Genomic DNA, 25,052 nt, shown 5'->3' with positions numbered 1-25,052 from the left:
CGGGAGCTGCCGCCTGAACAGTTCAGAATGTGCTATGATACGCGCAATTATTTTATTGAATCAGCTGGTTACCCCGGCTTCAGGGCGCTGCTTTACGTAGCGACACCGTCTGAGTAAGGTACGTCACAATTATGTCATCACCCGATACTTCCCCACTGGCAGCGCTCTGGTCACGGCTCGACGGTTTAATGCTGCGCGATCGCCAGCGGCTACAGCGCCGCCTGCAGGGAGCCAGAAAAACCAAAAATCCTGAGGCGCAGCAGGGCATTGCCAGCGAGCTGGCGCTGGAGTTCGTCGCCGCCGAACAGCGCGTGGCCCAGCGCCGCGCGGCTACCCCAGCGATTACGTTCCCGGACAATCTGCCGGTGAGTCAGAAGCAGCAGGATATTGCTGAGGCGATTCGCGATCATCAGGTGGTGATTGTCGCTGGTGAAACCGGTTCAGGTAAAACCACCCAGTTGCCGAAAATTTGTCTGGCACTGGGACGCGGTGTTACCGGGCTGATTGGCCATACTCAGCCGCGCCGTCTGGCCGCGCGGACCGTGGCGAACCGCATTGCCGATGAGCTCAGCACCTCACTGGGCGGCTGTGTCGGCTACAAAGTGCGGTTCAACGACCAGGTCAGCGATCTGACGCAGATTAAACTGATGACTGACGGGATTCTGCTGGCGGAAATCCAGCAGGATCGCCTGCTGATGCAATATGACACCATCATCATTGATGAAGCCCATGAACGCAGCCTGAATATCGACTTCCTGCTCGGTTATCTGCGTGAGCTGTTGCCACGCCGCCCCGATCTGAAAGTTATCATCACTTCCGCTACCATCGATCCTCAGCGCTTCTCCCGTCATTTCAATAATGCGCCGGTGATTGAAGTTTCTGGCCGCACGTATCCTGTTGAAGTGCGCTATCGTCCGGTGGTCGAAGAGGCGGATGATGGCGACCGTGATCAGCTGCAGGCGATTTTTGATGCGGTGGATGAACTGGGACGGGAAAGCCGTGGCGATATCCTGATCTTTATGAGCGGCGAGCGCGAAATACGCGATACCGCCGACGCGCTCAACAAACGCGATCTTCCGCACACCGAAGTGCTGCCACTCTATGCCCGGCTGTCCAATGCTGAGCAGAATCGGGTGTTTCAGTCGCACAGCGGTCGTCGCATCGTGCTGGCGACCAACGTTGCGGAAACCTCACTGACGGTGCCTGGAATTAAATATGTGATCGATCCCGGCACGGCGCGTATCAGCCGTTACAGCTTCCGCACCAAAGTGCAGCGTCTGCCGATTGAGCCCATATCCCAGGCGTCTGCCAATCAGCGTAAAGGGCGCTGCGGGCGTGTGTCAGACGGTATCTGTATTCGCCTCTACGCAGAAGATGACTTCCTGAGTCGTCCGGCCTTTACCGATCCTGAAATCCTGCGCACCAACCTGGCGTCGGTTATCCTGCAGATGACCTCGCTGGGTCTGGGCGATATTGCCGCCTTCCCGTTTGTGGAAGCACCCGATAAACGCAATATTCAGGATGGTGTCCGTCTGCTGGAAGAGCTGGGGGCGCTGACGCTGAATGAAGAGAACGGTCACTACAAGCTGACCGGATCCGGGCGTCAGCTGGCGCAGCTGCCCGTGGATCCTCGCCTGGCGCGGATGGTGCTGGAAGCGCAGAAATTTGGCTGCGTGCGCGAAGTGATGATTATCACCGCAGGCCTGTCGATTCAGGATCCCCGTGAGCGTCCGGCAGATAAAAAGCAGGCTTCGGATGAGAAGCATCGACGCTTTGCTGATAAAGACTCCGACTTTCTTGCCTACGTGAATCTCTGGAACTATCTGGCGGATCAGCAGAAAGCGCTGTCCGGCAATGTTTTCCGTCGTCAGTGCAAAACCGACTTCCTTAACTATCTGCGCGTGCGGGAATGGCAGGATATCTATACCCAGCTGCGGCAGGTGGTGCGGGAACTGGGGATTCCGGTGAACAGCGAACCGGCTGAGCTGCAGCCCGTTCACTGCGCGCTGTTAAGCGGTCTGCTGTCGCATATCGGTCAGAAAGATGCCGATAAGCAGGAGTATACCGGGGCACGCAACACCCGCTTCGCCATCTTCCCTGGCTCCGGGCTGTTTAAGAAGCCGCCGAAGTGGGCCATGGTCGCGGAGCTGGTTGAGACCAGCCGCCTGTGGGGCCGCACGGCGGGGCGCATTGAGCCAGAGTGGATTGAGCCGCTGGCGCAGCATCTGATTAAGCGCAACTACAGCGAACCGCACTGGGAGAAATCGCAGGGCGCGGTGATGGCCGCTGAAAAAGTCACGCTCTATGGTCTGCCGATTGTGGCCGCTCGCAAAGTGAACTATGGCAGCATCGATCCTACACTGAGCCGTGAGCTGTTTATCCGCCACGCGCTGGTGGAAGGCGACTGGCAGACGCGTCATGCTTTCTTCCGGGCTAACCAGAAGCTGCGTAGTGAAGTGGAAGATCTGGAACACAAATCCCGTCGCCGCGACATCCTGGTGGATGACGAAACGCTGTTTGCTTTTTATGACCAGCGCATTGGCAAAGAGGTGGTGTCGGCGAAGCATTTTGACAGCTGGTGGAAGCAGGCCAGCCGTGAAAACGCCGAGCTGCTGAACTTCGACAAGCAGATGCTGATCAAAGAAGGCGCGGATAAAGTCAGCCAGCTCGACTACCCCAATTTCTGGCATCAGGGCAACCTCAAACTCAGGCTGAGTTATCAGTTCGAGCCAGGTGCCGATGCGGATGGCGTCACGGTGCATATTCCGCTGCCGCTGCTGAATCAGGTTGAGGATAGCGGCTTTGAATGGCAGATCCCAGGCGTGCGTCGTGAGCTGATCATCGCGCTGATTAAGTCGCTGCCCAAACCGCTGCGCCGTAATCTGGTGCCAGCTCCCAACTACGCTGAAGCGTTTCTGGGACGCGTGAAGGCGATGGAGATGCCACTGCTTGATGCGCTGTCGCGTGAGTTTCGCCGCATGACCGGTGTCACGCTGGAACGTGAAAACTGGCAGTGGGAACAGGTGCCCGATCATCTGAAAATGACGTTCCGCGTGGTAGACGAGAACAACCGTAAACTGCTGGAAGGTAAAGATCTCACCGCGCTCAAGGCGCAGCTGAAAGATAAAGTGCAGGAAACGCTATCGAAAGTGGCGGATGACGGGCTGGAGCAGAGCGGACTGCACATCTGGAGCTTCGGCGATCTGCCGCGCAGCTATGAACAGAAGCGCGGCAGCTATCAGGTCAAAGCCTGGCCTGCGCTGGTCGATGAGAAAGAGAGCGTCGCCATTCGCCTGTTTGACAGCGAGCAGGAGCAGCAAAAAATGATGTGGCGCGGTCAGCGTCGCTTGCTGCTGCTGAATGTGCCGTCTCCGGTTAAATATCTGCACGAGAAATTGCCGAACAAAGCCAAGCTCGGACTCTACTTTAACCCTTATGGCAAAGTGCTGGAGCTCATCGACGACTGTATCGCCTGTGGTATTGATAAGCTGATAGGTGAAGCGGGCGGTCCGGCCTGGGACCAGGGCGCGTTTGAGCAGTTGCGTGACAAAGTGCGCGGTGAACTCAATGAGACCGTTGTGACGATCGCACAACAGGTTGAGCAGATCCTCACGGCCGTCTTCAACATCAATAAGCGTCTGAAAGGCCGGGTTGATATGACCATGGCGCTGGCATTATCGGATATCAAGGCGCAGGTAAATGGTCTGGTCTATCGCGGCTTTGTCACCGGCAATGGCTGGCAGCGACTGGCCGATACGCTGCGTTATCTGAATGGTATTGAACGGCGGCTCGAAAAGCTGCCTGCTGACCCGCACAGCGATCGGGCGCGCATGTTAAAAGTGCAGGCAGTGGAACAGGCGTATCAGGCGTGGCGTAATAAGTTGCCGCCGCAGCGTCAGGATGATGAAGAGGTTCAGAACATCCGCTGGATGATTGAAGAGCTACGTATCAGTTACTTTGCTCAGCAGTTAGGCACACCTTATCCCATTTCAGATAAGCGCATCCTGCAGACGATGGAACAGATAGCGGCTTAAAAAGCCAGGGTGCGCGTCTTAACAGGCGCGCACCCAATGGTAAAGCGTCAGTGCGGTTACTGCGCGAGGGATTCCAGCTTGTCTTTAAACGAGGTGACCGAAATTGCGCGGTTGTCAGCCAGATAGCGATCTTTCGCTGCGGGCGCAGAGCTTTGTACCGCGATTAACTGCCAGCCATTATCGCTTTTAAGCAGCAGCGGTGAACCACTGTCACCCGGCAGCGTGTCACACTGATGCGACAGCACCGCACGTTGCGCCCAGCCGGTAATCAGGCAATCGCTGTGGGAGTAGAGCGTATCCAGATGATCGGCCGGATAGCCTGCCTGCGTCACTTTACGTCCGGTCAGCTTCAGCGCCGCCGTGAGATCGCTGCGTGAGCCATCAAACAAGGGAATGGGCGTAATCGCTGAAGGCGGATTGCGTAATATCACGATGCCGTAATCATAGGGTGCTGCACTGCTCGGCACGATCCAGCCTTCGCCATCCGCTTTTAATTTTGACGCCAGCGAAGGTTCCACCCGCGCATCAATATCATGAAGCTCGTAGCGCCAGCCTTTATCGCTGGCCATAAATCGCAGCGCAACCGGCTTATCGAAATTCCCGGGCGGGGAAAGCAGACAGTGTCCGGCGGTCAGGGCCAGATGGGGAGAGATGAGCGTGGCAGTACAGAGGTTACCACTTTCGGTTTCCAGCTGGCCAATGGCATCCCAGGGGGCAGCAGTAATATCGGTGATTGCCTGGCGATGATCCTTGCCGAAGAACAGCATCTTAATCTCAGCAGGAGTAGGTGAGTCATCGTCATCATCGGCATGAACCGTGGTGGCAAAGCTGAAGAGTCCAACCATTAACAAGGTAGCCAGGCGCATAGAAATCTCAATGGCGAGAAAAAATTAACGTTATTGTTATTACGTAAGTACGGTAACTATAGTCGGTGAGCGTTGAAAAAGGGAGTTTTATTGGTTAATCAGTACGCTACAGCGTCTAAATAAAAAAGCTGGCTGCAACAATGCCACACAGGATCATAACAAGCAGAATAATTTCGAAGCGATAGCGACGCACTATTTCATCCACTCTCGTCATTTCATCCACTCCAGTAAAGAAACACCCGGCAGAACCGGGTGTTTTTATTCATCATCTCGTGGCCGTGCGCTGAAGGCGACCTTAGTTTTTAGCTGCTGGTTTCACAACTTTTTTGTGGTGCATTTTCTTAGCAGCCTGCGCTTTCTGGGCAGCTGGTTTAGTTACTTTTTTGTGGTGCATTTTTTTAGCAGCCTGAGCTTTCTGGGCAGCTGGTTTAGTTACTTTTTTGTGATGAACTTTTTTAGCAGCCTGCGCTTTCTGAGCGGCTGGTTTAGTTACTTTTTTGTGGTGAACTTTTTTAGCGGCCTGAGCTTTCTGTGCAGCAGGTTTTACCGCTTTTTTGTGGTGAACTTTTTTAGCAGCCTGCGCTTTCTGCGCTGCATCTTTTTTCACCGCTTTTTTGTGGTGTTTCTTAGCAGCCTGGGCTTTCTGAGCAGCTTTATGGTGTTTCTTGTGCGCAGTCTTGTGAACAGTTTTAGCCGGTGCTGCAGCGGCAGGAGTAGTAGTTGTTGCGGCTGGCGCAGCAGCTGGAGCAGCTGTGGTGTCAGCAGCGAAAGCAACAGAAGACATACCCATAGCAGCGGCGACAACCAGTGCAAATAATTTTTTCATCGCAAATCCCTCGGAGACTATTTTTTCATGTGTAGCCCACTGCGGGGCCGGTGAAGAGACTATAGGGAAATCAATGAACGGTGTCCGTGGGTGTTTGGTATCGGCGTGTAACCGATTGTACAAAGGCGGGAAAGGGCGGTCAGATGACCGCCCGAAAGCTTAGCTATTAAGGTAACGTTGTTCAAGGTGCTGGCGGAAGAAAGCCGGGTTCAGCGCTTCGCCAGTGGCGTTGATCAGCAACTGGTCGGTCTGGAAACGGCTGCCGTGCTGCCAGATATTCTGTTGCAGCCAGTCGAACACCGGCTGCAGCTCACCATGCTGAATCAGCTCACTGAGCTGAGGAATAGCCTTCTGTAACGACTGGAACAGCTGCGCGGCGTACATTGCGCCCAGCGTATAGGTGGGGAAGTAGCCGAAGGCGCCGTCGGTCCAGTGAATATCCTGCATACAACCATCGCGGTAGTTACCCCGCGTATCCAGCCCCAGCGACTGCATCATCTTCTCATCCCACAGCGCCGGGATATCTTCAACCTCAATGTCCCCTTCGATCAACGCCTGCTCAATTTCGTAGCGCAAAATGACATGCGCCGGATAGCTGAGCTCGTCAGCGTCAACCCGGATCAGGCCAGGCAAAACCCGCTGGGTCAGGCGCACGAAATTATCCGCCTGCAGGGCGGGTTGATCGCCAAAGGTGGCGATCACCTGCGGCAGAATGCGCTGCAGGAATTCACGGCTGCGACCAAGCTGCATCTCCATAAACAGGCTTTGTGATTCGTGGATAGCCGTTGATCGCGCCAGTGCTACCGGCTGACCGCGCCACTGCTTCGGCAGATTCTGTTCATAGCGAGCATGGCCGGTTTCGTGAATCACGCCCATCATGGCACTGAGAAACTCATTCTCATTGTAACGGGTGGTAATGCGCACATCTTCCGGCACACCGCCACAGAAGGGATGTGCACTGATGTCCAGACGACCGTGGTTAAAGTCGAAACCCAGCGTCTCCATAATGCTCAGACCGAGCTGCCGCTGCGCAGGCACGGCGAATGGCCCCTGCGGCGTTATGACCTTCTGCTGTGCCTGTTTTTCCACGACCTGCTGTAAGAGCTCAGGTAGCCAGGTTTTCAGTTCGCCAAAGGTTTGATCCAGTCGGGCCCGGGTCATACCTGGTTCATAGAGATCCAGCAGCGCATCGTAACGGGAACAGCCACTGGCGTCGGCGCGGCGCTGGGCCTCTTCACGGCTCAGGCGGACCACCTCTTTGAGGTTGGCGGCAAAACCCTGCCAGTCATTGGCGGGACGCTGAGTGCGCCATGCATGTTCGCAGACCGAACCGGCGATCGATTTGGCTTCAACAAAATCATCAGGCAGCAGCGTTGCCTGGTGATATGCGCGCTGCATCTCGTTGAGATTGGCCCGCTCGACATCGTTCAGCGACTGCTGCTCAGCAGCCTTAAGCCACTCACCGACCTGAGGGGCAGTCAGAATCTGGTGTTGCAGCACGCTCATTTCAGCCAGTGCTTCACCGCGAGCCTGACTGCCGCCCGGCGGCATGGTGGTCTGCATGTCGCATCCGGCAATCGCCGTGACGTGACTGAAACGGGACAGGCGCTGGAAAGTTTTGGTCAGTTGTTGATACGCTGAGGTCACGTAAGACTCCTTGTGGTTTTAACGCTGCGCAATTTCGCGCAAGGTTAGATCAACCGGCCAGCAAAAGCGAACGCTGGCGCCGCCCAGCGGGCTGGACTCAATCGTCACCTTGCCGCTGAGCGCCTGAGCAATAGAGTAGACAATTGCCAGGCCTAATCCGCAGCCGCCTGTGGCGCGGTCGCGGCTCGGGTCAAGTCGGACAAAGGGTTCGAAAACCCGTTCACGCTCTTCCGGCGGAATGCCGGGACCATCATCTTCCACCTGCAGACACCCGATCGCGCCATCAAACCATAAACTGACACGCAGCCGCTGCTGAGCATAACGCAGCGCATTGTTCACCAGGTTATCCAGCACTCGTTCCATCAGGCGGGTATCAGAAACGCCGATGTTTTCACGCTGTGGCAGATCAAGGTCGAGCCGTATGTCCGGGTTGATGGTGCGAAAATCGTCAAGCCGCTCGCTCAGCCAGCTGGCGAGATCCAGTGTTTTAAGATTGAGATCGACGCGTGGCCGATCAAGTCGTGCATAGGTCAGCAGTTCCTCTATCAGGCTTTCAAGCTGGCCGATATCGCGGTTCAGCGCCACCCGTTCACCATCCGTCAGGTTGTCGCTCATCTCTAACCGGTAACGCAGGCGCACCAGCGGCGTTCGAAGCTCATGGGCGATGCCATCAATCAGCTGCTTTTTGCTGGCTACCAGCGTATTGATATTCTCGGCCATCTGGTTAAAGGCGATACCAAGCCGAAAGAGGCTGGAGGTACTGTCAAAATGGGTACGTACATCCAGCTCACCCCGGCCAAAACGCTGCGCTGCTTTTTCCAGTCGCTGCATCTCCTGCCAGTGGGGACGAAGCCAGATGAACACCGGCAGTGCCAGAGACATGCCAATAAACACCAGCAGGGCAATATCCAGCAGCCGCATCTGATGCAGGTAGAAAAGATAGGGAATTGGTCCGACTGACAGCACATAGTGGCTGCGCGGAATATGCTGTAAAAAGGTGTACTGGTCATCGAGCGCAACAATCTCTCCGGCACGCAACCGACGCATGTTGCCTTCATCAAGCTGATATTTGTTCATCGGCTCGATGTGCAGGTCGAATGAGAGACCAAGATCGAGACTCTTGATGGTCTTATTCCAGTCGCGCGGCGGGATCTCGCGCAGTTCGCTGCGGATCAGGTAGAGCGAACTGGCCATCAGGTCATTCATCGACTGGCGGCCTGCCCGTTCAGCGGTGAACTTATAAACCAGCCCCACCAGTAAGGCCATCACCAGGAAGCAGACAAACAGCAGCAGATAGAACTGAATAAAAAGCTTTCTCATAGTCCGCGGGTATCCCAGGCCTGAGGTGCAAACAGATAGCCTTTGTTGCGGATAGTTTTGATGCGGAAGGGCTCGGTGGCGCTGTCGTGCAGCTTTTTACGCAGCCGCGAGATCGCCACGTCGATGCTGCGGTCTAAACCATCATAGCTGACGCCACGCAATGTTTTCAGCAGCGCATCCCGGTTCAGTGTCTGGCCCGCATGACTTGCGAGCACCCAGAGCAGATCGAAATCTGCGGTAGAAAGGGCGATCTGCTCCTCAAACAGCGTGACCTGCCGGTTCAGGGCATCAATGGTCAGCGAGCCAAAACGCAGCATACGGTTGGCAGCAGGTGCGCTCGGTGTATCTTCCGGCTGTCCCTGATGGGACTGACGCAGGTGCAGGCGCAGGCGAGCCAGCAGCACAGCAGGCGGGGTGGTTTTCAGAATGTAATCCTGCGCACCCATCTCGAGGGCCAGAATATGATTCATGTCGCTGTCCAGTGACGTCAGTAACACGATCGGTCCCTGCCAGTTGGCCCGCAGGTCGCGGCAGATGGTCATGCCATCCTTGCCGGGTAACATGATATCCAGCATCACCAGATCCGGCTGCTGTTCCGCTATCACCGCTTCAGCACGATCACCGCGCGTCTCGACAATCACCTCAATATCATGACGACCCAGGTAAGCTGCAATCAGCGAACCCACTTCAGGTTCATCTTCAACATAAACAATTTTGTTCATAGTTCACAAAGCAGAAACAGACGTGAGAGAAATCATATCTTGTCCTGGTCCTGAGCTCTACGTTATCGCACGAAATATCCGTGGCTTGCTGGTATATAACCGTCAATATGTGCAATCATTAGCGCGGCATTTTTGCGCCAGGTTTGGGATATCGATGATTATCATGAGGAGCGTTAGTGTGTCTGATAAAGAGCTGGCATCAGCCATATACCCCGACCGCATCTGCTTCAATTATAGTGACTTTCTTTCCGCTTCCTGCAAAAAGCGCTGGAGCTTCGTTGATGCTATTTATGGTGTAATGCCGATCTTTGGCATGGTGACACGTAAATCAGCACACCGTTTACAGGGCAGTGACGACCCGTTAAAAGAATTAGCATTACAAATCATTTCTACTCAGGTCAGCGACGAAATTAACATCGCACGCCTGATTACGCTCGCAGAACAGCAGCAGATAAGCCGTTTTGATATTCAGCTCCCTTATCCGCTCTCTGCGGAGCAGCTGGACGCGATCCATCATGAATATTCAAAACCGCTGAATCTCACCCAGCAGGATGACCTGCTGTGTGTGTCGATCCCGGTGCAGCCACACTAAGCACCTCTCTCACCAGGCTAGTAAATCAGTCAGTCTGACACCGGGCAGCGCTCATTATCCTCATGTACGCCTGCGTGTCCTGCGCTACCCGTGTCCAGACTCTCTGCAACAATGACGCCCGATGGATCCGGCGCTATGTGGTCAGCTGCCACACAGCGGGCAGCGTCGCAGCAATCAGTAATCCCATTGCAATCCGCTCCAGCGAGGTCAGCGCAACATCAGCGCGGCCGCCGCGTCGGGCAAACAGAAACAACAGCAGGCCTGGGGAGTAGAGCACGACTGACGCCATCAGGTGCATTGGCCCCGACGCGTAGAGCAGCCAGATGCCATACAGACTGGCGCCGACACCCACCGCCATCGCCATGAGTTTATTCTGTCCGCGCACCACTTTGATCAGGTATAACCCCACCAGTAAATAGGGCACCAGAATCATCTCTGAGGCGATGGTCAGCAGGTTATTGTAGTTAGCACCGGTCAGGGCAATCAGGATCAGGCAGAGCTGAATGCTGCCGTTGGTCATCCACAGCGAGGCGGCCGGCGCGTTGTGTCGGTTCTGCCGGGCGATAATGCGAGGAAACGCCCCCTGCTGCGCAGCAATCAGCGGCACTTCAGCAGCCATGATCGTCCAGCTCAGGTAGGCACCACAGACAGAGACGATCAGGCCAATCGCAATCACCGCATCGCCCCAGTTGCCCATCAGTCTTGTCATCAATCCCGCCATGGACGGATTGCGCATTTCAGCCAGTTCAGCGCGCGGAACCACGCCCAGCGACAGCAGGGTTACCAGCAAATAGACCAGTAAGGCAGCCAGAACGGCAAAAAGTGTTGCACGGCCCACATCCTTTTTCTGACGTGCACGCGCAGAAACCACCACCGCACCCTCAACCCCGATAAAGACCCAAAGAGTGATCAGCATGGTTTGCTTGATCTGCTCCCAGAGCGGTTGCCCCAGCGTGACGCCGGAAAAATCGAAGCGAAAGCGATCATAATTGAACGCCATCACCGCCAGCACAATGAACAGCAGTAAGGGCACCAGCTTGCCCAGCGTGGCCATCAGATTGATGCTGGCTGCTGTCTGCACACCGCGCAGCACCAGCCAGTGAACCAGCCACAGCAGCACGGATGCGCCCAGCATCGCCTGCCAGGTGTTGCCATCACCAAAAATAATCCGGTCCGGCGTATCGGTGAAGAAGCTCAGGGCCGAGAAGACAATTACCAGATAGGAGACATTGGCGATAACAGCACACAGCCAGTAGCCCCATGCAGAGCAGAACCCCATTAGTTCGCCGAATCCGGCGCGGGCGTAAGTAAAGATGCCGCCGTCAAGTTCGGGTTTAAGGCGGGTTAACAGCAACATCGCCAGCGAAAGAAAGATAATGCCGACACCGGTGATCAGCCAACCCAGCAGCAGAGCAGCCGGACCGGCCACTGCAGCCATGTTTTGCGGCAGACTGAACACACCTGCACCCAGCATTGAGCTGAGCACCAGTGCTGTCAGCGCACCGAGACCTAATTTTTTCTCCAAAACAACCTTCCCGCTAGCATATATGGCTGGGTAAATCGGATTATATCGCTGGGTTATGTCAGACCAATGGCACAATCCAGGGACAATATCCGGTAAAACAGGCGGGGGATTTTACGGAGTGTGGCAGGGGATGGCAATGCATAACTATGCAAAACAAAGCAGGTTTGCAAACAGCAGGGCGGCGGGTGCCGCCCTGTGAGGGATTACTTAAACAGGTCAGCCGTCACGGTCAGGTTACCGCCACTCTGGTTCTGCCACTGACGAGTCACGTGATAGAACTTGGCACCTTTATCTGAAGCACGCTTCGCCACTTCTTCTGAAACCTCAGTAGGTGAACCGAAGTGGCCCGTGAAAGTCACGGTATCAAACGGCTGCATCTGCGCGGCGGTAATCGCGTTAACTTCCTGCACCGATTTACCGTTAGGCAGATTCACCGTGTAGCGCTTACCGGTAGAGCTTTGTGTTTCGAAGAAACGGCCCACTTTGTTGCTTGGCGTTTCAGATGAGGCCACGCCAGGAATCTCTACGTTAGCGGCTGCCGCGCCACCGGTTGCCAGCGCAGCTTTACCTGCTTCTGAATCGGCTGGGATGGCGTTTGGTGTCTGCACTGTACGTTCTTTAGCATCCGCTTTGTAGACATAGGCGGTGACGTACTGGTTGCCACCGCTGTTAGCATCAATCTGGCGCACGATAAAGAATGATGCGGCACCTTTCTCTTTCGCGGCTTTTGAAATAGCGTCGTTAACATCCGGCTGGCTGGCAAAGAAGCCGCTGACCGAAACGGTATCAAACGGTTCAAGTCTGTAGGCTTCTGCTTTTGGCAGTTCATTAACGCCGTTAAAGCGACGATACGTTGTTGACGCTGAAGCTGCCGGCGCATCGGCTTTATAGAGGTCAGCCGTGACGCGCCAGTTACCGCTGTTGCCGTTACTGTCGTTGATTGCCTGGATGTAATAAGAGGCAGCGCCCATCTGATCTGCACGCTTAGAGACGGCATCGGCAGCGTCGCCGATCGCGTTGAAACGGCCGGTGATATTAATACGTTCGAATGGCTTCAACGCTGCCGCTTTTTCTGGCGTTAACTCCTGCGCAGCGAATGCGTTGGCTGCCAGCAGGGACAACAAAGTGGACGCCAGAATAGTGTTCTTCAGCTTCATAAAAATAATCCTTCGCCTTACGCAAAAATGAGTACGAAAACGTGCTGGACTCTTGATGTATAACAGATTAGCCGCTGATTATTGCATGTTATAAACAGACTGTCGCAGCGATTTTTTGTGTCAGATCGCGTTATTCAACCATCATTTTTTCATTTAATTGTCATCAAACGCAGTTATGGCCCGTTTTAGCCACGGTTATCACTAAAAGCGATAACTAATATCGGTTAAACAGTTAATGCATTGTTAATTATAGGTTTTTATTGATGCTTAATTCGCCCGCTCATAATTATCTCTGGCAGAATATTTGCCTGTCAGGCTGTTTTGCAGTGGGTTAACACCGATTTTTAAGCAGAACGCTGAATAATTGAGTGAATGTCATCACTCTGTACAGACGCTATAGATCGCTGGTCACATTTTCAGTAGGTTATAAACACTTTGAAATACATGCATTTCGTCTATAAGTAACCGAAACGGCGTTTCAGTTGCGCAGTCGTGGTGCAGATACGGGCCATCATCCTTAACCGATGAAAGGAAACACTATGTTAATTGGAATACCCAAGGAAAGGTTGCCAAACGAGTCGCGCGTGGCCGCCACGCCAAAGACCGTGGAACAACTTATCAGGCTGGGTTTTAGTGTCACCGTGGAGCGTGACGCAGGTAAACGCGCCAGCTTCGATAATGAAAGCTATATCGCCGCTGGCGCCACGCTCAGCGACAGAGATCAGGTCTGGCAGTCCGACATCGTGCTGAAAGTAAATGCACCCGATGACGAAGAGATTGCACTGACCCGCGCGGGTAGCACGCTGGTTAGCTTTATCTGGCCCGCGCAACATCCCGATCTGCTGTCAAAACTGGCCGCACGTCAGGTCACTGTCATGGCAATGGACTCGGTGCCGCGCATTTCACGGGCGCAGTCGCTGGATGCGCTGAGCTCCATGGCAAACATTGCCGGTTATCGTGCGATTGTGGAAGCTGCGCATGAATTTGGTCGCTTCTTTACCGGGCAGATCACGGCGGCGGGCAAAGTGCCACCTGCAAAAGTGATGGTGATTGGGGCAGGTGTGGCCGGGCTGGCAGCAATTGGTGCAGCGGGCAGTCTGGGCGCGATTGTCCGGGCGTTTGATACCCGTCCCGAAGTCAAAGAGCAGGTGCAGAGTATGGGCGCCGAATTCCTTGAACTCGACTTCAAAGAGGAAGCTGGCAGCGGTGATGGCTATGCCAAAGTGATGTCCGAGGCGTTCATTAAAGCGGAGATGGCCCTGTTTGCCAGTCAGGCCAGAGAAGTCGATATCATTGTCACCACGGCGCTGATCCCTGGCAAACCGGCACCGAAACTGATCACCGAAGAGATGGTTGCCAGCATGAAGCCCGGCAGTGTGATTGTGGATCTGGCCGCGCAGACTGGCGGCAACTGTGCGCTGACCGTCGCGGATCAGGTTACTGTGACACCTGACGGCGTCAAAATCATTGGCTACACCGACCTGCCGAGCCGTCTGGCAACGCAATCCTCCCAGCTTTATGGCACCAACCTGGTCAACCTGATGACGCTGCTGTGCAAAGAGAAGAATGGCGAAATCCAGGTCGACTTCGACGATGTAGTCGTACGGGGCGTGACTGTGGTGCGCGAGGGGGAAGTCACCTGGCCGGCACCGCCGATTCAGGTGTCCGCTGCACCTCAGGCTGCACCGGCAACCGCGAAACCGGCAGTGAAGATTGAGGTGAAACCTGTTTCACCGTGGCGAAAATATCTGCTTATTGCTCTGGCCATCGTGCTGTTTGGCAGCCTGACCAACGTGGCGCCTGCCGATTTCCTCTCCCATTTTACCGTGTTCGCGCTCGCCTGTGTGGTGGGTTATTACGTGGTCTGGAACGTCAGTCATGCGCTGCATACGCCGCTGATGTCCGTGACCAATGCCATATCCGGCATCATCGTGATCGGGGCAGTCTTGCAGATGGGGCACGGTGGCTGGGTCACCTTTATCTCCTTTATTGCCGTGCTGATTGCCAGCATCAATATCTTTGGTGGCTTTACCGTCACCCAGCGCATGCTGAAAATGTTTCGTAAGGGGTAAGACATGTCTGGCGGATTAGTCACTGCAGCCTATATTGTTGCTGCAATTCTCTTCATCTGTAGCCTTGCCGGTCTCTCGCGTCACGAGACGTCTAAGCGGGGTAATAGTTTCGGTATCAGCGGCATGGCGATTGCGCTGGTCGCCACCATTTTTGGTCCGGACAGCGGTAACGTGGTCTGGATCCTGCTGGCGATGGTGATTGGCGGCGCTATTGGTATCCGCATGGCAAAGAAAGTCGAAATGACCGAAATGCCGGAACTGGTCGCGATTCTGCACAGCTTTGTTGGCCTGGCCGCGGTACTGGTCGGCATAAACAGCTATATCGACCATGCACCTGGCCTGCCAGCAGTGATGGAAAATATCCATCTCAGTGAAGTGTTTATCGGTATTTTTATCGGTGCCGTCACCTTCACCGGCTCGCTGGTGGCGTTTGGCAAGCTGTGCGGCAAAATCTCCTCAAAACCGCTGGCGTTACCGCATCGTCACAAGCTCAATCTGCTGGCGCTGCTGGTCTCGTTCCTGCTGCTGCTGTGGTTTGTTAACACCAGCAGCACCGCTGCGCAGGTCTTTGCGTTGCTGCTGATGACGGTGATTGCACTGGCGTTTGGCTGGCATCTGGTCGCGTCGATTGGCGGTGCCGATATGCCGGTCGTGGTATCGATGCTGAACTCCTATTCAGGCTGGGCCGCCGCCGCCGCCGGTTTCATGCTCAGCAACGATCTGCTGATTGTGACCGGTGCACTGGTGGGTTCGTCCGGTGCGATTCTCTCCTATATCATGTGTAAAGCGATGAACCGTTCGTTCATCAGCGTGATCGCGGGTGGATTCGGTACTGAAGTCAGTCGTGGTGACGAAACGCAGGAAGCGGGAGAGCATCGTGAAATTACCGCTGAAGAGACCGCAGAGATGCTTAAAGCCTCCCGCTCGGTGATTATTACCCCAGGCTACGGCATGGCCGTGGCGCAGGCGCAGTATCCGGTAGCGGAAATCACGGCACGTCTGCGCGCGCTTGGCATCAAAGTGCGCTTCGGCATTCATCCGGTCGCGGGGCGTTTGCCGGGGCACATGAACGTGCTGCTGGCCGAGGCCAAAGTGCCTTATGACGTGGTGCTGGAGATGGATGAAATCAACGATGACTTCAGCGACACCGACACGGTGCTGGTGATTGGTGCTAACGATACCGTCAACCCGGCAGCGCAGGATGATCCCCGCAGCCCGATTGCGGGAATGCCGGTGCTGGAAGTGTGGAAGGCGCACAACGTGGTGGTGTTCAAACGCTCAATGAACACAGGCTATGCCGGCGTTCAGAATCCGCTGTTCTTTAAGGAGAACAGCCAGATGCTGTTTGGCGATGCCAAAGCCAGCGTGGAAGCGATTCTCAAAGCGCTGTAATAAAAAAATGGGCAGCTAATCAGCCGCCCATTTTCTTTACGAGGAGACGTTAATCCTCCTCGTCCTCTTCATCATCCAGATCAATCGGCGACTTGAAATCGTCAGGCTTAAGCGCCAGCAGATCGCAACGCAGATGATCGATCACCTGTTCCGCCGTATTGCCCAGGAACGCCGCTGATAGTCCGGTCCTTCCGATGGTGCCCAGCACGACTACGCCGGCACCGAGATGCGCGGCCAGATCGGGGATAACCTCTTCCGGCAAGCCTTTAGCCACGTGGGTGAACTCTTCACCAATTGAGAATTTCTGGCGCAGTGCTTTCATGGCCACCAGATGCTGACCCCGGATAGCATCGTTGTAGACGCTGGGATCAAAATCGGGCAGTTCGATAGCAATATTGATTGGGGTAATCGGGTAGGCACCGACAAGGTGGACTTCGGTCTGATTCACCTTTTCCGCCAGCTTCATCGTTTCACGAATCAGCTTCTGATTCAGGCCATCGTGATGCGGCTCTTCGCTGGCAAGATTGACGGCGACAATGGCTTTACCGCCTTCCGGCCACGGCTGATCTTTGACCATCCAGACCGGGCAAGGGCATTTACGCAGCAGATGCCAGTCGGTTGGGGTGAAAATCACGGACTCCAGGCGGTCATGCTGATGCGCCATTTTCAGCACCAGATCATGCTGATGAGCGAGCACTTCCTGAATGATGGCCTCAAAGGGGCGGTTATGCCAGATCACTTTGATATCAATGTCGACACCGGCATCAAGATAAGCGCGGGCCTGCTCGCGGATCCATTCGGTACGCTGGCTGATGACACCCTGGCGCATAGACGCGCGCTCATCCGGCGAAAGCAGGGTGGTCATTTCATATGAGAAGTCATAGATAGGCAGGAAGGCTTTGATTCTTCCGCCGATACGTTGATTCAGATAGACCGCACGTCGCAGCGCGGGCTGATCGTCTTGCTGGGCATCAATGGCGACCAGAATATTTTGGTACTGGGACATGAGGCGTTCTCCTTAAACCAGAGCGACTGGAGTAAAGATAGCCTATGTTGTACAGCGGAAGAAGTGAAAAAGTTATTGCCGGATCAATAAAATAAGATTTATTGATCCGGCTTTGAATCAGGCGGCCTGGTGACTCTGGCCCGCTAACTCTTCCAGCAGGGCGTGGTTTTCAATCGTGATGTATTTGCCTTTCACCGCCAGCATACCGGACTTCTGAAAACGGCCCAGCAGGCGACTGATGGTTTCAACCGTCAGGCCCAGGTAATTACCAATGTCACCGCGGGTCATGGTGAGGCGAAATTCACGCTGTGAAAAGCCGCGCTGGCCGAAACGGCGTGAGAGGTTCCAGATAAACGCCGCCAGTCGCTCCTCAGCATTTTTCTTCGACAACAGCAGAATCATATCCTGGTCGCCTTTAATCTCACCGCTCATTAAACGCATCATCTGCTGACGCAGTGCCGGCATTTTACCTGACAGGTCATCCAGCGTTTCAAAAGGAATTTCACACACCATGGCCGTTTCCAGCGCCTGCGCAAAGCTGGGATGGCTGGCATTTAAAATGGCATCAAAGCCAACTAAATCACCCGCCAGATGGAAACCGGTAATTTGTTCATCACCCTGTTCGGTAATGGTATAGCTTTTAATACTGCCGGAACGAATGGCATACAGAGACCTGAGTTCGTCTCCCGCTTTAAAAAGGGTTTGCCCTTTCTGAATCGGTTTTTTACGCTCAATGATATTGTCGAGCTGATCCAGCTCATGTTCATTTAACGTGAAGGGGATGCAGAGCTGACTGATGCTGCAATCCTGGCAGTGAATGGCACAACCGCCCGACTGAATACGACGTATGCTGCGTTTTTCAGGGATCATAATGGTTTGCTCGACGATAAGTGACTGGGGTCAATTTTAACATTTTTTGTGCTGAAGGGAACTCATCCGAGCAGTTTTACACCCACAAACATTATGGATGAGTTACACGGCGTCAAAGGCCGCTGTGACGGGCTTTTCAGTACCCGGGTAGAGACCGCTGTCACGATAACTTTCCGCTTATGTGATCTGTTGCACGATTCTCTACGGCCCGTTAGGGTGGGAAAAGGCGGGTGGTCCGGTAATTCCAGGTTTTGCTACGCTAACTGTTAAAGCCTGTCTGACACATTCGATCAATTTAACCCGGTGTGAGAAAACCATGAACCTTGATGATAACGATCTTTTTCGGGATGCCATGGGCGATGTCACGCCATTGAAAGACACCACCACGACCCTGTGGCTGAAAGCCCCTTCAACCAAAGCACCACGCAAACCGCCGGGCGAATCTGAGCTGGAGAATTTCCTGACCCGGGGTGACCTGGAGATTATCCCACTTAATACGCAGCTGGAATATAAAGCCGACGGCATCCAGCAGGGTATTCTGGATAAACTCCGTCGGGGTGAATACAAGCTGGATGCCAGTCTCAACCTGTTACGGCAACCGGTGGAAACCTGCCGTCAGGCGCTGTTCAATTTTATGATGCAGGCACACAAACAGGGATTACGAAATTTGCTGATCATTCACGGCAAAGGACGTGATAACGAGTCACATGCCAATATCGTAAGAAGCTATCTCGCGCGCTGGTTACAGCAGTTTGACGACGTACAGACTTTTTGCGTGGCACAGACCCGCCATGGCGGAGGCGGTGCGCTCTACGTGGGTTTACGTAAAACCGATAAAGCGCGCCTTGAAAACCGCGAGCGACATGCGAAACGCAGCCGCTAGCTGTGAAATTTACGAATGGTAGACATCAGCACTTCGGCACTCAGGCTGAGCTCTGCGCCGGTACGCGTAATGATGCCCACTGGCTCGCCCGGGCCGGATGAGTTGATCGGCAGCGCACAGACCGCGTTGTGGCTGAGATCCTCTTTAATCGCGCCGGAAGGAACGAACCAGATATAGTCGTAGCGGAGAGCCAGCTGGCGTGCCAGTGAGGTCGATGAGGTCTCGATGCAGTGAGGTGGCAACGTACATCCCTGTTCATCCAGCATCTGTTGTGCAATCCGGCGCGGTGCAGTGCCTTCGGGCGAAATCACCACCGGCCACTGCATTGCCCGTGACAGCGTGACGTTGTCACTTAAAAGCGGGTGTTCCGGCCTTACCACCAGCTTAAGCGACTCCAGAAAAAGCAGCTCATAGGTCAGACCGGTCATCATGTCGCTGTCCGCCATCCGTCCAATGCCGATATCAAACTCACCGCCGCGTAATCCCGCCAGCAGCACATTGTTGTGCAGCGTTGCCACCTGGATAGTGGTATTGGGTTGTAACTGATGAAAACGATCAAGAATGCGTGGCAGCATCCCCATTGCGGCGGTGGTCAGCGCACCCAGCCGGATAATCACCGGCGCATCGCCTGGCTGCTCATTAAAACTTTGACCGGCATGATTGAGCGCGTCGAGCACACGCACGGCATGCGTCAGAAATTGTTCCCCCATGGTGGTCAGTTGCGCGCCCAGACGGCCACGTTCAAACAGACGAACGCCGGTCAGTTCCTCCAGCTCATTCAGGGTTTTAGACAGGGCAGGCTGACTCAGGCTAAGCGTCTCAGCCGCCCGGCCCAGCGTACCTTGCTGCGCAACCGCAACAAAGGTGTGTAAGTGGCGCAAGCGAATGCGCTGATTGAAAAGGATATTTTTTTCCATATCCTAAACTTAATGAGAATGAAGGGCGTGAGGCAACTGTTAAAAATGAATTCTGTTAACTTTGCTGCAAATTTTTTTTAACAAAAGCACGGGAATGACCGCTTCGCTGTTTAACGCCATGATTTTCAAGCATTCATCTTAAAACGGTTGTGATGCGTTCATTCTCTGGTTAAAGAGAAATCAACGACTTAATTGCATGAATATGAATGATTCTCACTATCAAACAAAAATCTGACCGCTTAAGGTTAACGATCGGCTATCATAAACGCCGTTTTTTTTACTTAAACTGATGCCAGATTTCTTTACTCAGGGAGTGTTCATTGACCAGCATCGAGGCGGTAGATGTCCGCCAGCTTATCAACCAGCAGCAACTGAGCCCCAGGCAAAAGCGGCTCATTGCTCTCTGCTTTATCGTGGTAGCACTCGATGGCATGGACATTGCGATTATGGGTTTTATTGCGCCGACGCTTAAAGCCGCGTGGGGCGTAACAAATCATCAGCTTGGCGTTGTCATCAGCGCCGCCTTAATCGGTCTTGCGCTGGGTGCGATGGTGGCGGGGCCGCTGGCTGACCGCTATGGCCGTCGCATGATGATTATCTTAAGCGTTTTCTTTTTTGGTCTCTGGACGCTGGCAACCGCGCTGTCACAAAATATTGAACAGATGATGCTGTTCCGCTTCCTGACCGGGCTGGGCCTGGGTGCCGCAATGCCCAACGTCGGTACGCTGGTGGCGGAGTATGCGCCTGAACGGCGGCGGGCGTTTCTTATCACCGTTGTGTTCTGCGGCTTCACCTTTGGCGCGGCCAGCGGGGGATTTGCCGCTTCATGGCTGCTACCGCGCTATAACTGGCACTCTGTGCTGCTACTGGGCGGCATACTGCCGCTGCTGGTGCTGCCATTACTGATTCGTGGCCTGCCGGAATCCGTGCGATTCCTCATCAGTCGTGGTGCACCGGCTGCCCGCATTCACGCCATCCTTGATCGGATGATGCCGGGCAAAACCCGACCAGACTGTGCGTTTCACGCGCCGGAAGTCAGCGTGCCGGCGGGTGGCGCGATCGGCACCGTCCTGTCACGCCGCTATCTGTTTGGCAGCACGATGCTGTGGGGTGGCTATTTTATGGGACTGTTCATGGTCTACCTGATTGGCAGCTGGCTGCCATCACTGGTCAACACGCTGGGCATGTCTGTCACCGAAGCGGCGATTATCACCGCGATGTATCAGGCTGGCGGGACGCTGGGATCGTTGTTTGCAGGCTGGATGATGGATCGCTTTAATGCCAATCTGGCGCTGGCAGCGATTTACGGCTGTGGCGGGCTGTTTATCGTGGCCCTTGGCTTTTCGCCAGCCGAAGTGGGCATGATGAGCGCAATCGCTTTTTGCAGTGGCTTCTGTTTCAACGGCGCTAACACCGGCATGAATGCCTTATCCGCCAGCTACTATCCCACGCACGCACGCGCCACTGGCTCCAGCTGGATGCATGGTGTGGGCCGCATTGGTGCGATTTTAAGCGCTTTCGTCGGTGCAGAGATGATGTCACTCGGCTGGTCTTTCAGCGTTATCTTTCTGCTGCTGGCAATACCGGCTGTGATCACTACCCTGATGCTGCTGTTAAAAAACCGCTATGGCTTTAAGCCGATCACAGATTCGTGATTTTTTCCACTGGCGCCAGCGCGTTGCATTACATTAGCAGCAACGATCATGGTGTCAGGTGGATAAGATGGACAACTTTATCAGTGCGGACCTCATCCGCACCCGTTTCTCTCAGGCAATGTCAGCCATGTATCAGCAGGAAGTGCCGCAATATGGCACGCTGATGCAGTTGGTCGCTACCGTTAATGAACGCGTACTGGAAGCGGATAGTGCGCTGAAAGATCGCCTTACGGCTGCTGATGAAATAGGCCGACTTAATGTTGAACGCCATGGCGCGATCCGTGTCGGCACCGCAGACGAACTCGCCACACTGCGACAGCTGTTTGCAGTGATGGGAATGCATCCGGTTGGCTATTACGATCTCTCTCAGGCAGGGGTGCCGGTGCACTCCACCGCGTTCCGGCCAGTAACTGATGCGGCACTGCGGCGCAATCCCTTCCGGGTCTTTACCTCGCTGTTACGCCCTGAACTGATCGACGATGCGGCGCTGCGTGAAAAAGCGGCGGAGATTCTCTCTGCGCGCGACATTTTCACTCCCCGTTGCCGGGCGTTACTGCAACTGCATCAGCAGCAGGGCGGATTAACGGAGGAGCAGGCCGGTGAATTTGTGACTGAAGCGCTGGAAACCTTCCGCTGGCATGCTCACAGCAGTGTAGACAGCCAGACCTATCAGGCGCTGAACCAGCAGCACCGGCTGATTGCGGATGTAGTCTGCTTTCCCGGTTGTCACATCAACCATCTTACGCCGCGCACACTGGATATCGACCGTGTCCAGCAACTGATGCCGTCGCGCGGTATCGATCCGAAAACCCTGATCGAGGGACCGCCTCGTCGTCAGGTCCCCATCCTGTTACGTCAAACCAGCTTTAAAGCGCTGGAAGAGCCGATCATCTTTAAAGAAGGTCATCAGGGAACGCATACGGCGCGCTTCGGAGAAATTGAGCAGCGCGGGGCAGCGCTGACGCCCGCAGGACGCGCACTCTACGATCGATTACTGAGCGAGGCGGGCAGCGGTCAGGATAATCAGCAACACCAGCAACATCTGTCGACGATTTTCCGCGATTTTCCGGACGACGAAACCACGCTGCGCCAGCAGGGACTGGCGTGGTTTCATTATCGCCTGAGCGAAAAGGGTATTGCTACGCCGCCTGCCCAGGGGGAATCGCTGGAGACCCTTATCAAAGAAGGGCGTGTACTGGCTGACCCCATCACCTATGAGGATTTTCTTCCCGTGAGCGCGGCAGGCATTTTTCAGTCTAACCTTGGCGATCGGGCGCAGGTTCGTTCGGCGGGACAGGCGAGCCGGCAGGCGTTTGAAGCCGCATTGGGTACCCCTGTGCTGGATGAGATGGCGTTATATGAAGAGCGCCAGCAGCGCTCACTGGCGCAGTGCGGCCTGCGCGAGGCCTGACAGTGTCTACGGGCAACGTCTACGTTGCCCGCGTTGCTCTCTTCACCACAGCCCTGTTAAGCGGATGGTCCTGATGGAAGGTAATCGATCAGGCCTGTTCAGTTCACCTGGAAAAAAAGACGCTTCACCATCCAGCGAAAATTTAGCGGCGTGAGTATCCTGATGTGTTAGAAAACTGACTAATTATTTGCAGTAAAAACGCGTGGGATGCGTGAGAAATGTGGATATCGTCGGCGCTGACAACGCATTCACGTGCTGGCGAAACGTAAACAACGTTAATCCCTGGTCATCACTGACGCTCTGAACCTGTTGATGGGCATGCTAGCCCCTGCATCTCTCGCTTCGGCATATTCTGCAAATCCCCTCCGTACCTGGACAATACTGGCGTGCCTGCAAATAATGGAGGAACGTTTAGACAGGGAAACAGGAATGAAAAACGAAACGGGTCTGAGGATCATGACTGCTGAGGGAGAGTTACGTGGAGGCATGGATGATGACCTTTTCGTATTTAAAGGCATACCTTATGCGGCGGCACCGCAGGGCGCACTACGCTGGCGCCCGCCTCAGCCAGTGATACCGTGGCAGCATGTGCGCGATGCCACGGCGTTCGGGTCATCTGCCTGGCAAAATCGCACGTATTGCCAGGCTGTGGGCGGCGGCGATCCCGGTGAGTTTAGTGAAGATTGTCTCTACCTGAATGTCTGGACACCCGATGTCGAACCGTCAACGCCGCTGCCGGTGATGGTGTGGTTGCACGGAGGAGGCTACACCATTGGTGCGGGCGGCCTGGCACCGTACAGCGGCAAACCGCTGGCGTCCCGGGGCGCAGTGGTGGTCACCCTTAACTACCGGCTGGGTCATCTCGGCTTCTTCTCACACCCGGCCCTGGACGCTGAGTATCCTGCCGCGGGCACGGTAAACAACTTTGGTCTGCTTGACCAGATTGCCGCACTGCAGTGGGTGCAGCGCAACATTCCTGCATTCGGCGGCGACCGCCGCAATGTGACGCTTTTCGGTGAATCCTCTGGTGCGCGCAGTGTGCTGTCACTCTGCTGTTCACCACTGGCCGAAGGGCTGTTTCACAAAGGCATCGTACAGAGCGCCTATAGCCTGCCGGACACGCCGCTGAAAAAAGCGCGTCAGCAGGGCGTCGCTGTAGCCCGCCATTTTGGACTGCCAGCCGATGTCAGCGCAGAGGCGTTGCGCGCACTGCCCGCTGACGCCTTCTGGTCGCTGGACGGCCCACTGGCGATTCCGCCGGTACCCATTGCCGGTGACGCCGTTTTGCCTGAGCCCATGTTGAAAACCTTTATGGCGGCAAAACAGCACCGTCTGCCGCTGATGGCCGGCAGTAACAGCGATGAAGCCAGCGTTCTGGAATATTTTGGTGTTGATGCTACTGCAGTGCTGCAGCAGTTACGCGACAAAAATCGACTCACTTACCGTACGCTTAAATGGATGTATGACATCCATGACGATCAGCTACTGGGACGCGCCGTGGCACGCGATATGGCTTTCACGCTGGTGCCATGGCTGGTGATGCGGGCGCAGCACAATGCTGGCATGCCGGGCTGGCGCTACTGGTTTGATTATGTTTCAGAGCATGCGCACGATCTCTATCCACACGGCACCTGGCACGGTAATGAAGTGCCCTATGTGCTGAATACCTTGAGCCAGATGCCCGATCCCAATGAAAATCGTCCGTTCAGTGATAGCGATCGGGCCTTTGCTGAGCAGGTCAGTGACTACTGGTTTACCTTCGCCCGTGATGCCACAGAATATAAGCACCAGCTGGAAGGCGAGGTCGTCTGGCCCGCCTGGCATCCGGGGCAGGATGTGACAATGTCACTTGGTCAGGAGCATAAAAGCGGATTGGTTCTGAAGCGAAACTTTATGCGCGCCCGAATGCGTCTCTTCAGATTATTAATGACGCATCTGGTCAGGCTGTAGGTGTGCCATTAAGATTAGCCTGCTAATCATTAAATTTTTCAAATGAAATTAATCTGCTTAATTAACTGTAAGGTATTAAAATTTAAGATGTTTACAGCGTTAAATCCTATTTGACGCTGTAAAATAATAGGTAACAAAACAGTTACATTTTCACCTTCCTGTGCCGATAAACCTCCTATGCCCGACGCTTGCGGGTCAACGTGTATA

At 54.7% G+C, this 25,052-nt stretch carries 18 protein-coding genes; 8 read left to right on the top strand and 10 right to left on the bottom strand.

The window, feature by feature from the left end; genetic code table 11:
* The first annotated feature begins 131 nt into the window (after positions 1–131).
* Positions 132–4,034 (top strand): ATP-dependent RNA helicase HrpA, encoded by a 3,903-nt coding sequence (gene hrpA, locus Q7C21_RS08125; protein ID WP_375150604.1) that lies wholly within the window; start codon positions 132–134, stop codon positions 4,032–4,034.
* Between the two features lie 56 nt (positions 4,035–4,090).
* Here hrpA and Q7C21_RS08120 read toward each other — a convergent pair whose 3' ends face one another.
* The 5 genes from Q7C21_RS08120 to rstA form a co-directional block, all read right to left on the bottom strand.
* The gene (locus tag Q7C21_RS08120; protein ID WP_003853749.1) at positions 4,091–4,900 is read right to left on the bottom strand and encodes a serine protease; all 810 of its coding nucleotides are present in this window, start codon (positions 4,898–4,900) and stop codon (positions 4,091–4,093) included.
* Between the two features lie 295 nt (positions 4,901–5,195).
* On the bottom strand, positions 5,196–5,726 hold the full coding sequence (gene asr, locus Q7C21_RS08115) for an acid resistance repetitive basic protein Asr (RefSeq protein WP_003853747.1): 531 nt from the start codon (positions 5,724–5,726) through the stop codon (positions 5,196–5,198).
* A gap of 159 nt (positions 5,727–5,885) precedes the next feature.
* Complete coding sequence (locus Q7C21_RS08110; RefSeq protein WP_375150603.1) at positions 5,886–7,373, bottom strand: carboxypeptidase M32; 1,488 nt, start codon at positions 7,371–7,373, stop codon at positions 5,886–5,888.
* An 18-nt stretch (positions 7,374–7,391) separates the two neighbouring features.
* Complete coding sequence (gene rstB / locus Q7C21_RS08105; protein ID WP_003853743.1) at positions 7,392–8,693, bottom strand: two-component system sensor histidine kinase RstB; 1,302 nt, start codon at positions 8,691–8,693, stop codon at positions 7,392–7,394.
* A complete protein-coding gene (rstA, locus tag Q7C21_RS08100) occupies positions 8,690–9,415 on the bottom strand; it encodes a two-component system response regulator RstA (RefSeq protein WP_003853741.1) in 726 nt (241 codons plus the stop codon). The genes rstB and rstA overlap by 4 nt, the downstream gene beginning before the upstream one ends.
* A 178-nt stretch (positions 9,416–9,593) precedes the next feature.
* Here rstA and Q7C21_RS08095 point away from each other — a divergent pair, with 178 nt between their 5' ends.
* A complete protein-coding gene (locus Q7C21_RS08095; protein WP_375150602.1) occupies positions 9,594–10,007 on the top strand; it encodes a hypothetical protein in 414 nt (137 codons plus the stop codon).
* 133 nt (positions 10,008–10,140) lie between these two features.
* Here the strand turns inward: Q7C21_RS08095 and Q7C21_RS08090 are convergent, their stop codons facing one another.
* Both Q7C21_RS08090 and ydgH read right to left on the bottom strand, forming a co-directional pair.
* The gene (locus Q7C21_RS08090; RefSeq protein WP_375150601.1) at positions 10,141–11,532 is read right to left on the bottom strand and encodes a basic amino acid/polyamine antiporter; all 1,392 of its coding nucleotides are present in this window, start codon (positions 11,530–11,532) and stop codon (positions 10,141–10,143) included.
* A gap of 203 nt (positions 11,533–11,735) precedes the next feature.
* The gene (gene ydgH, locus Q7C21_RS08085; RefSeq protein ID WP_003853736.1) at positions 11,736–12,689 is read right to left on the bottom strand and encodes a DUF1471 family protein YdgH; all 954 of its coding nucleotides are present in this window, start codon (positions 12,687–12,689) and stop codon (positions 11,736–11,738) included.
* 539 nt (positions 12,690–13,228) lie between these two features.
* On the opposite strand from ydgH, the gene pntA reads away from it, so the two are divergent.
* Both pntA and pntB read left to right on the top strand, forming a co-directional pair.
* Complete coding sequence (gene pntA / locus Q7C21_RS08080) at positions 13,229–14,761, top strand: Re/Si-specific NAD(P)(+) transhydrogenase subunit alpha (RefSeq protein ID WP_375150600.1); 1,533 nt, start codon at positions 13,229–13,231, stop codon at positions 14,759–14,761.
* Positions 14,762–14,764: 3 nt separating this feature from the next.
* Complete coding sequence (gene pntB / locus Q7C21_RS08075) at positions 14,765–16,153, top strand: Re/Si-specific NAD(P)(+) transhydrogenase subunit beta (RefSeq protein WP_375150599.1); 1,389 nt, start codon at positions 14,765–14,767, stop codon at positions 16,151–16,153.
* A gap of 49 nt (positions 16,154–16,202) precedes the next feature.
* Here pntB and uspE read toward each other — a convergent pair whose 3' ends face one another.
* Together uspE and Q7C21_RS08065 are read right to left on the bottom strand one after the other, a co-directional pair.
* The gene (gene uspE, locus Q7C21_RS08070; RefSeq protein WP_003853729.1) at positions 16,203–17,159 is read right to left on the bottom strand and encodes a universal stress protein UspE; all 957 of its coding nucleotides are present in this window, start codon (positions 17,157–17,159) and stop codon (positions 16,203–16,205) included.
* A 117-nt stretch (positions 17,160–17,276) separates the two neighbouring features.
* Positions 17,277–18,029 (bottom strand): FNR family transcription factor, encoded by a 753-nt coding sequence (locus Q7C21_RS08065; protein ID WP_003853727.1) that lies wholly within the window; start codon positions 18,027–18,029, stop codon positions 17,277–17,279.
* Positions 18,030–18,345: 316 nt separating this feature from the next.
* On the opposite strand from Q7C21_RS08065, the gene smrA reads away from it, so the two are divergent.
* The gene (smrA, locus tag Q7C21_RS08060; protein ID WP_003853725.1) at positions 18,346–18,912 is read left to right on the top strand and encodes a DNA endonuclease SmrA; all 567 of its coding nucleotides are present in this window, start codon (positions 18,346–18,348) and stop codon (positions 18,910–18,912) included.
* Here smrA and Q7C21_RS08055 read toward each other — a convergent pair.
* Positions 18,909–19,829, bottom strand: a complete 921-nt coding sequence (locus tag Q7C21_RS08055; protein WP_003853723.1) for a LysR substrate-binding domain-containing protein — start codon at positions 19,827–19,829, stop codon at positions 18,909–18,911. The genes smrA and Q7C21_RS08055 overlap by 4 nt on opposite strands.
* Before the next feature lie 320 nt (positions 19,830–20,149).
* On the opposite strand from Q7C21_RS08055, the gene Q7C21_RS08050 reads away from it, so the two are divergent.
* From Q7C21_RS08050 to Q7C21_RS08040, 3 genes are all read left to right on the top strand, one after another.
* On the top strand, positions 20,150–21,484 hold the full coding sequence (locus tag Q7C21_RS08050; protein ID WP_375150598.1) for an MFS transporter: 1,335 nt from the start codon (positions 20,150–20,152) through the stop codon (positions 21,482–21,484).
* A 67-nt stretch (positions 21,485–21,551) separates the two neighbouring features.
* Positions 21,552–22,895 (top strand): VOC family protein, encoded by a 1,344-nt coding sequence (locus Q7C21_RS08045; protein ID WP_375150597.1) that lies wholly within the window; start codon positions 21,552–21,554, stop codon positions 22,893–22,895.
* Positions 22,896–23,324: 429 nt separating this feature from the next.
* The gene (locus tag Q7C21_RS08040) at positions 23,325–24,845 is read left to right on the top strand and encodes a carboxylesterase/lipase family protein (protein ID WP_039660193.1); all 1,521 of its coding nucleotides are present in this window, start codon (positions 23,325–23,327) and stop codon (positions 24,843–24,845) included.
* Positions 24,846–25,052 lie beyond the last annotated feature (207 nt).

The organism is Pantoea sp. ANP04 (genome assembly GCF_041982285.1).
GTDB classification, from domain to species: domain Bacteria; phylum Pseudomonadota; class Gammaproteobacteria; order Enterobacterales; family Enterobacteriaceae; genus Pantoea; species Pantoea eucalypti.
Note: the sequence above shows the minus strand (reverse complement) of the source record. Positions and strands in the feature narration are given on the sequence as shown.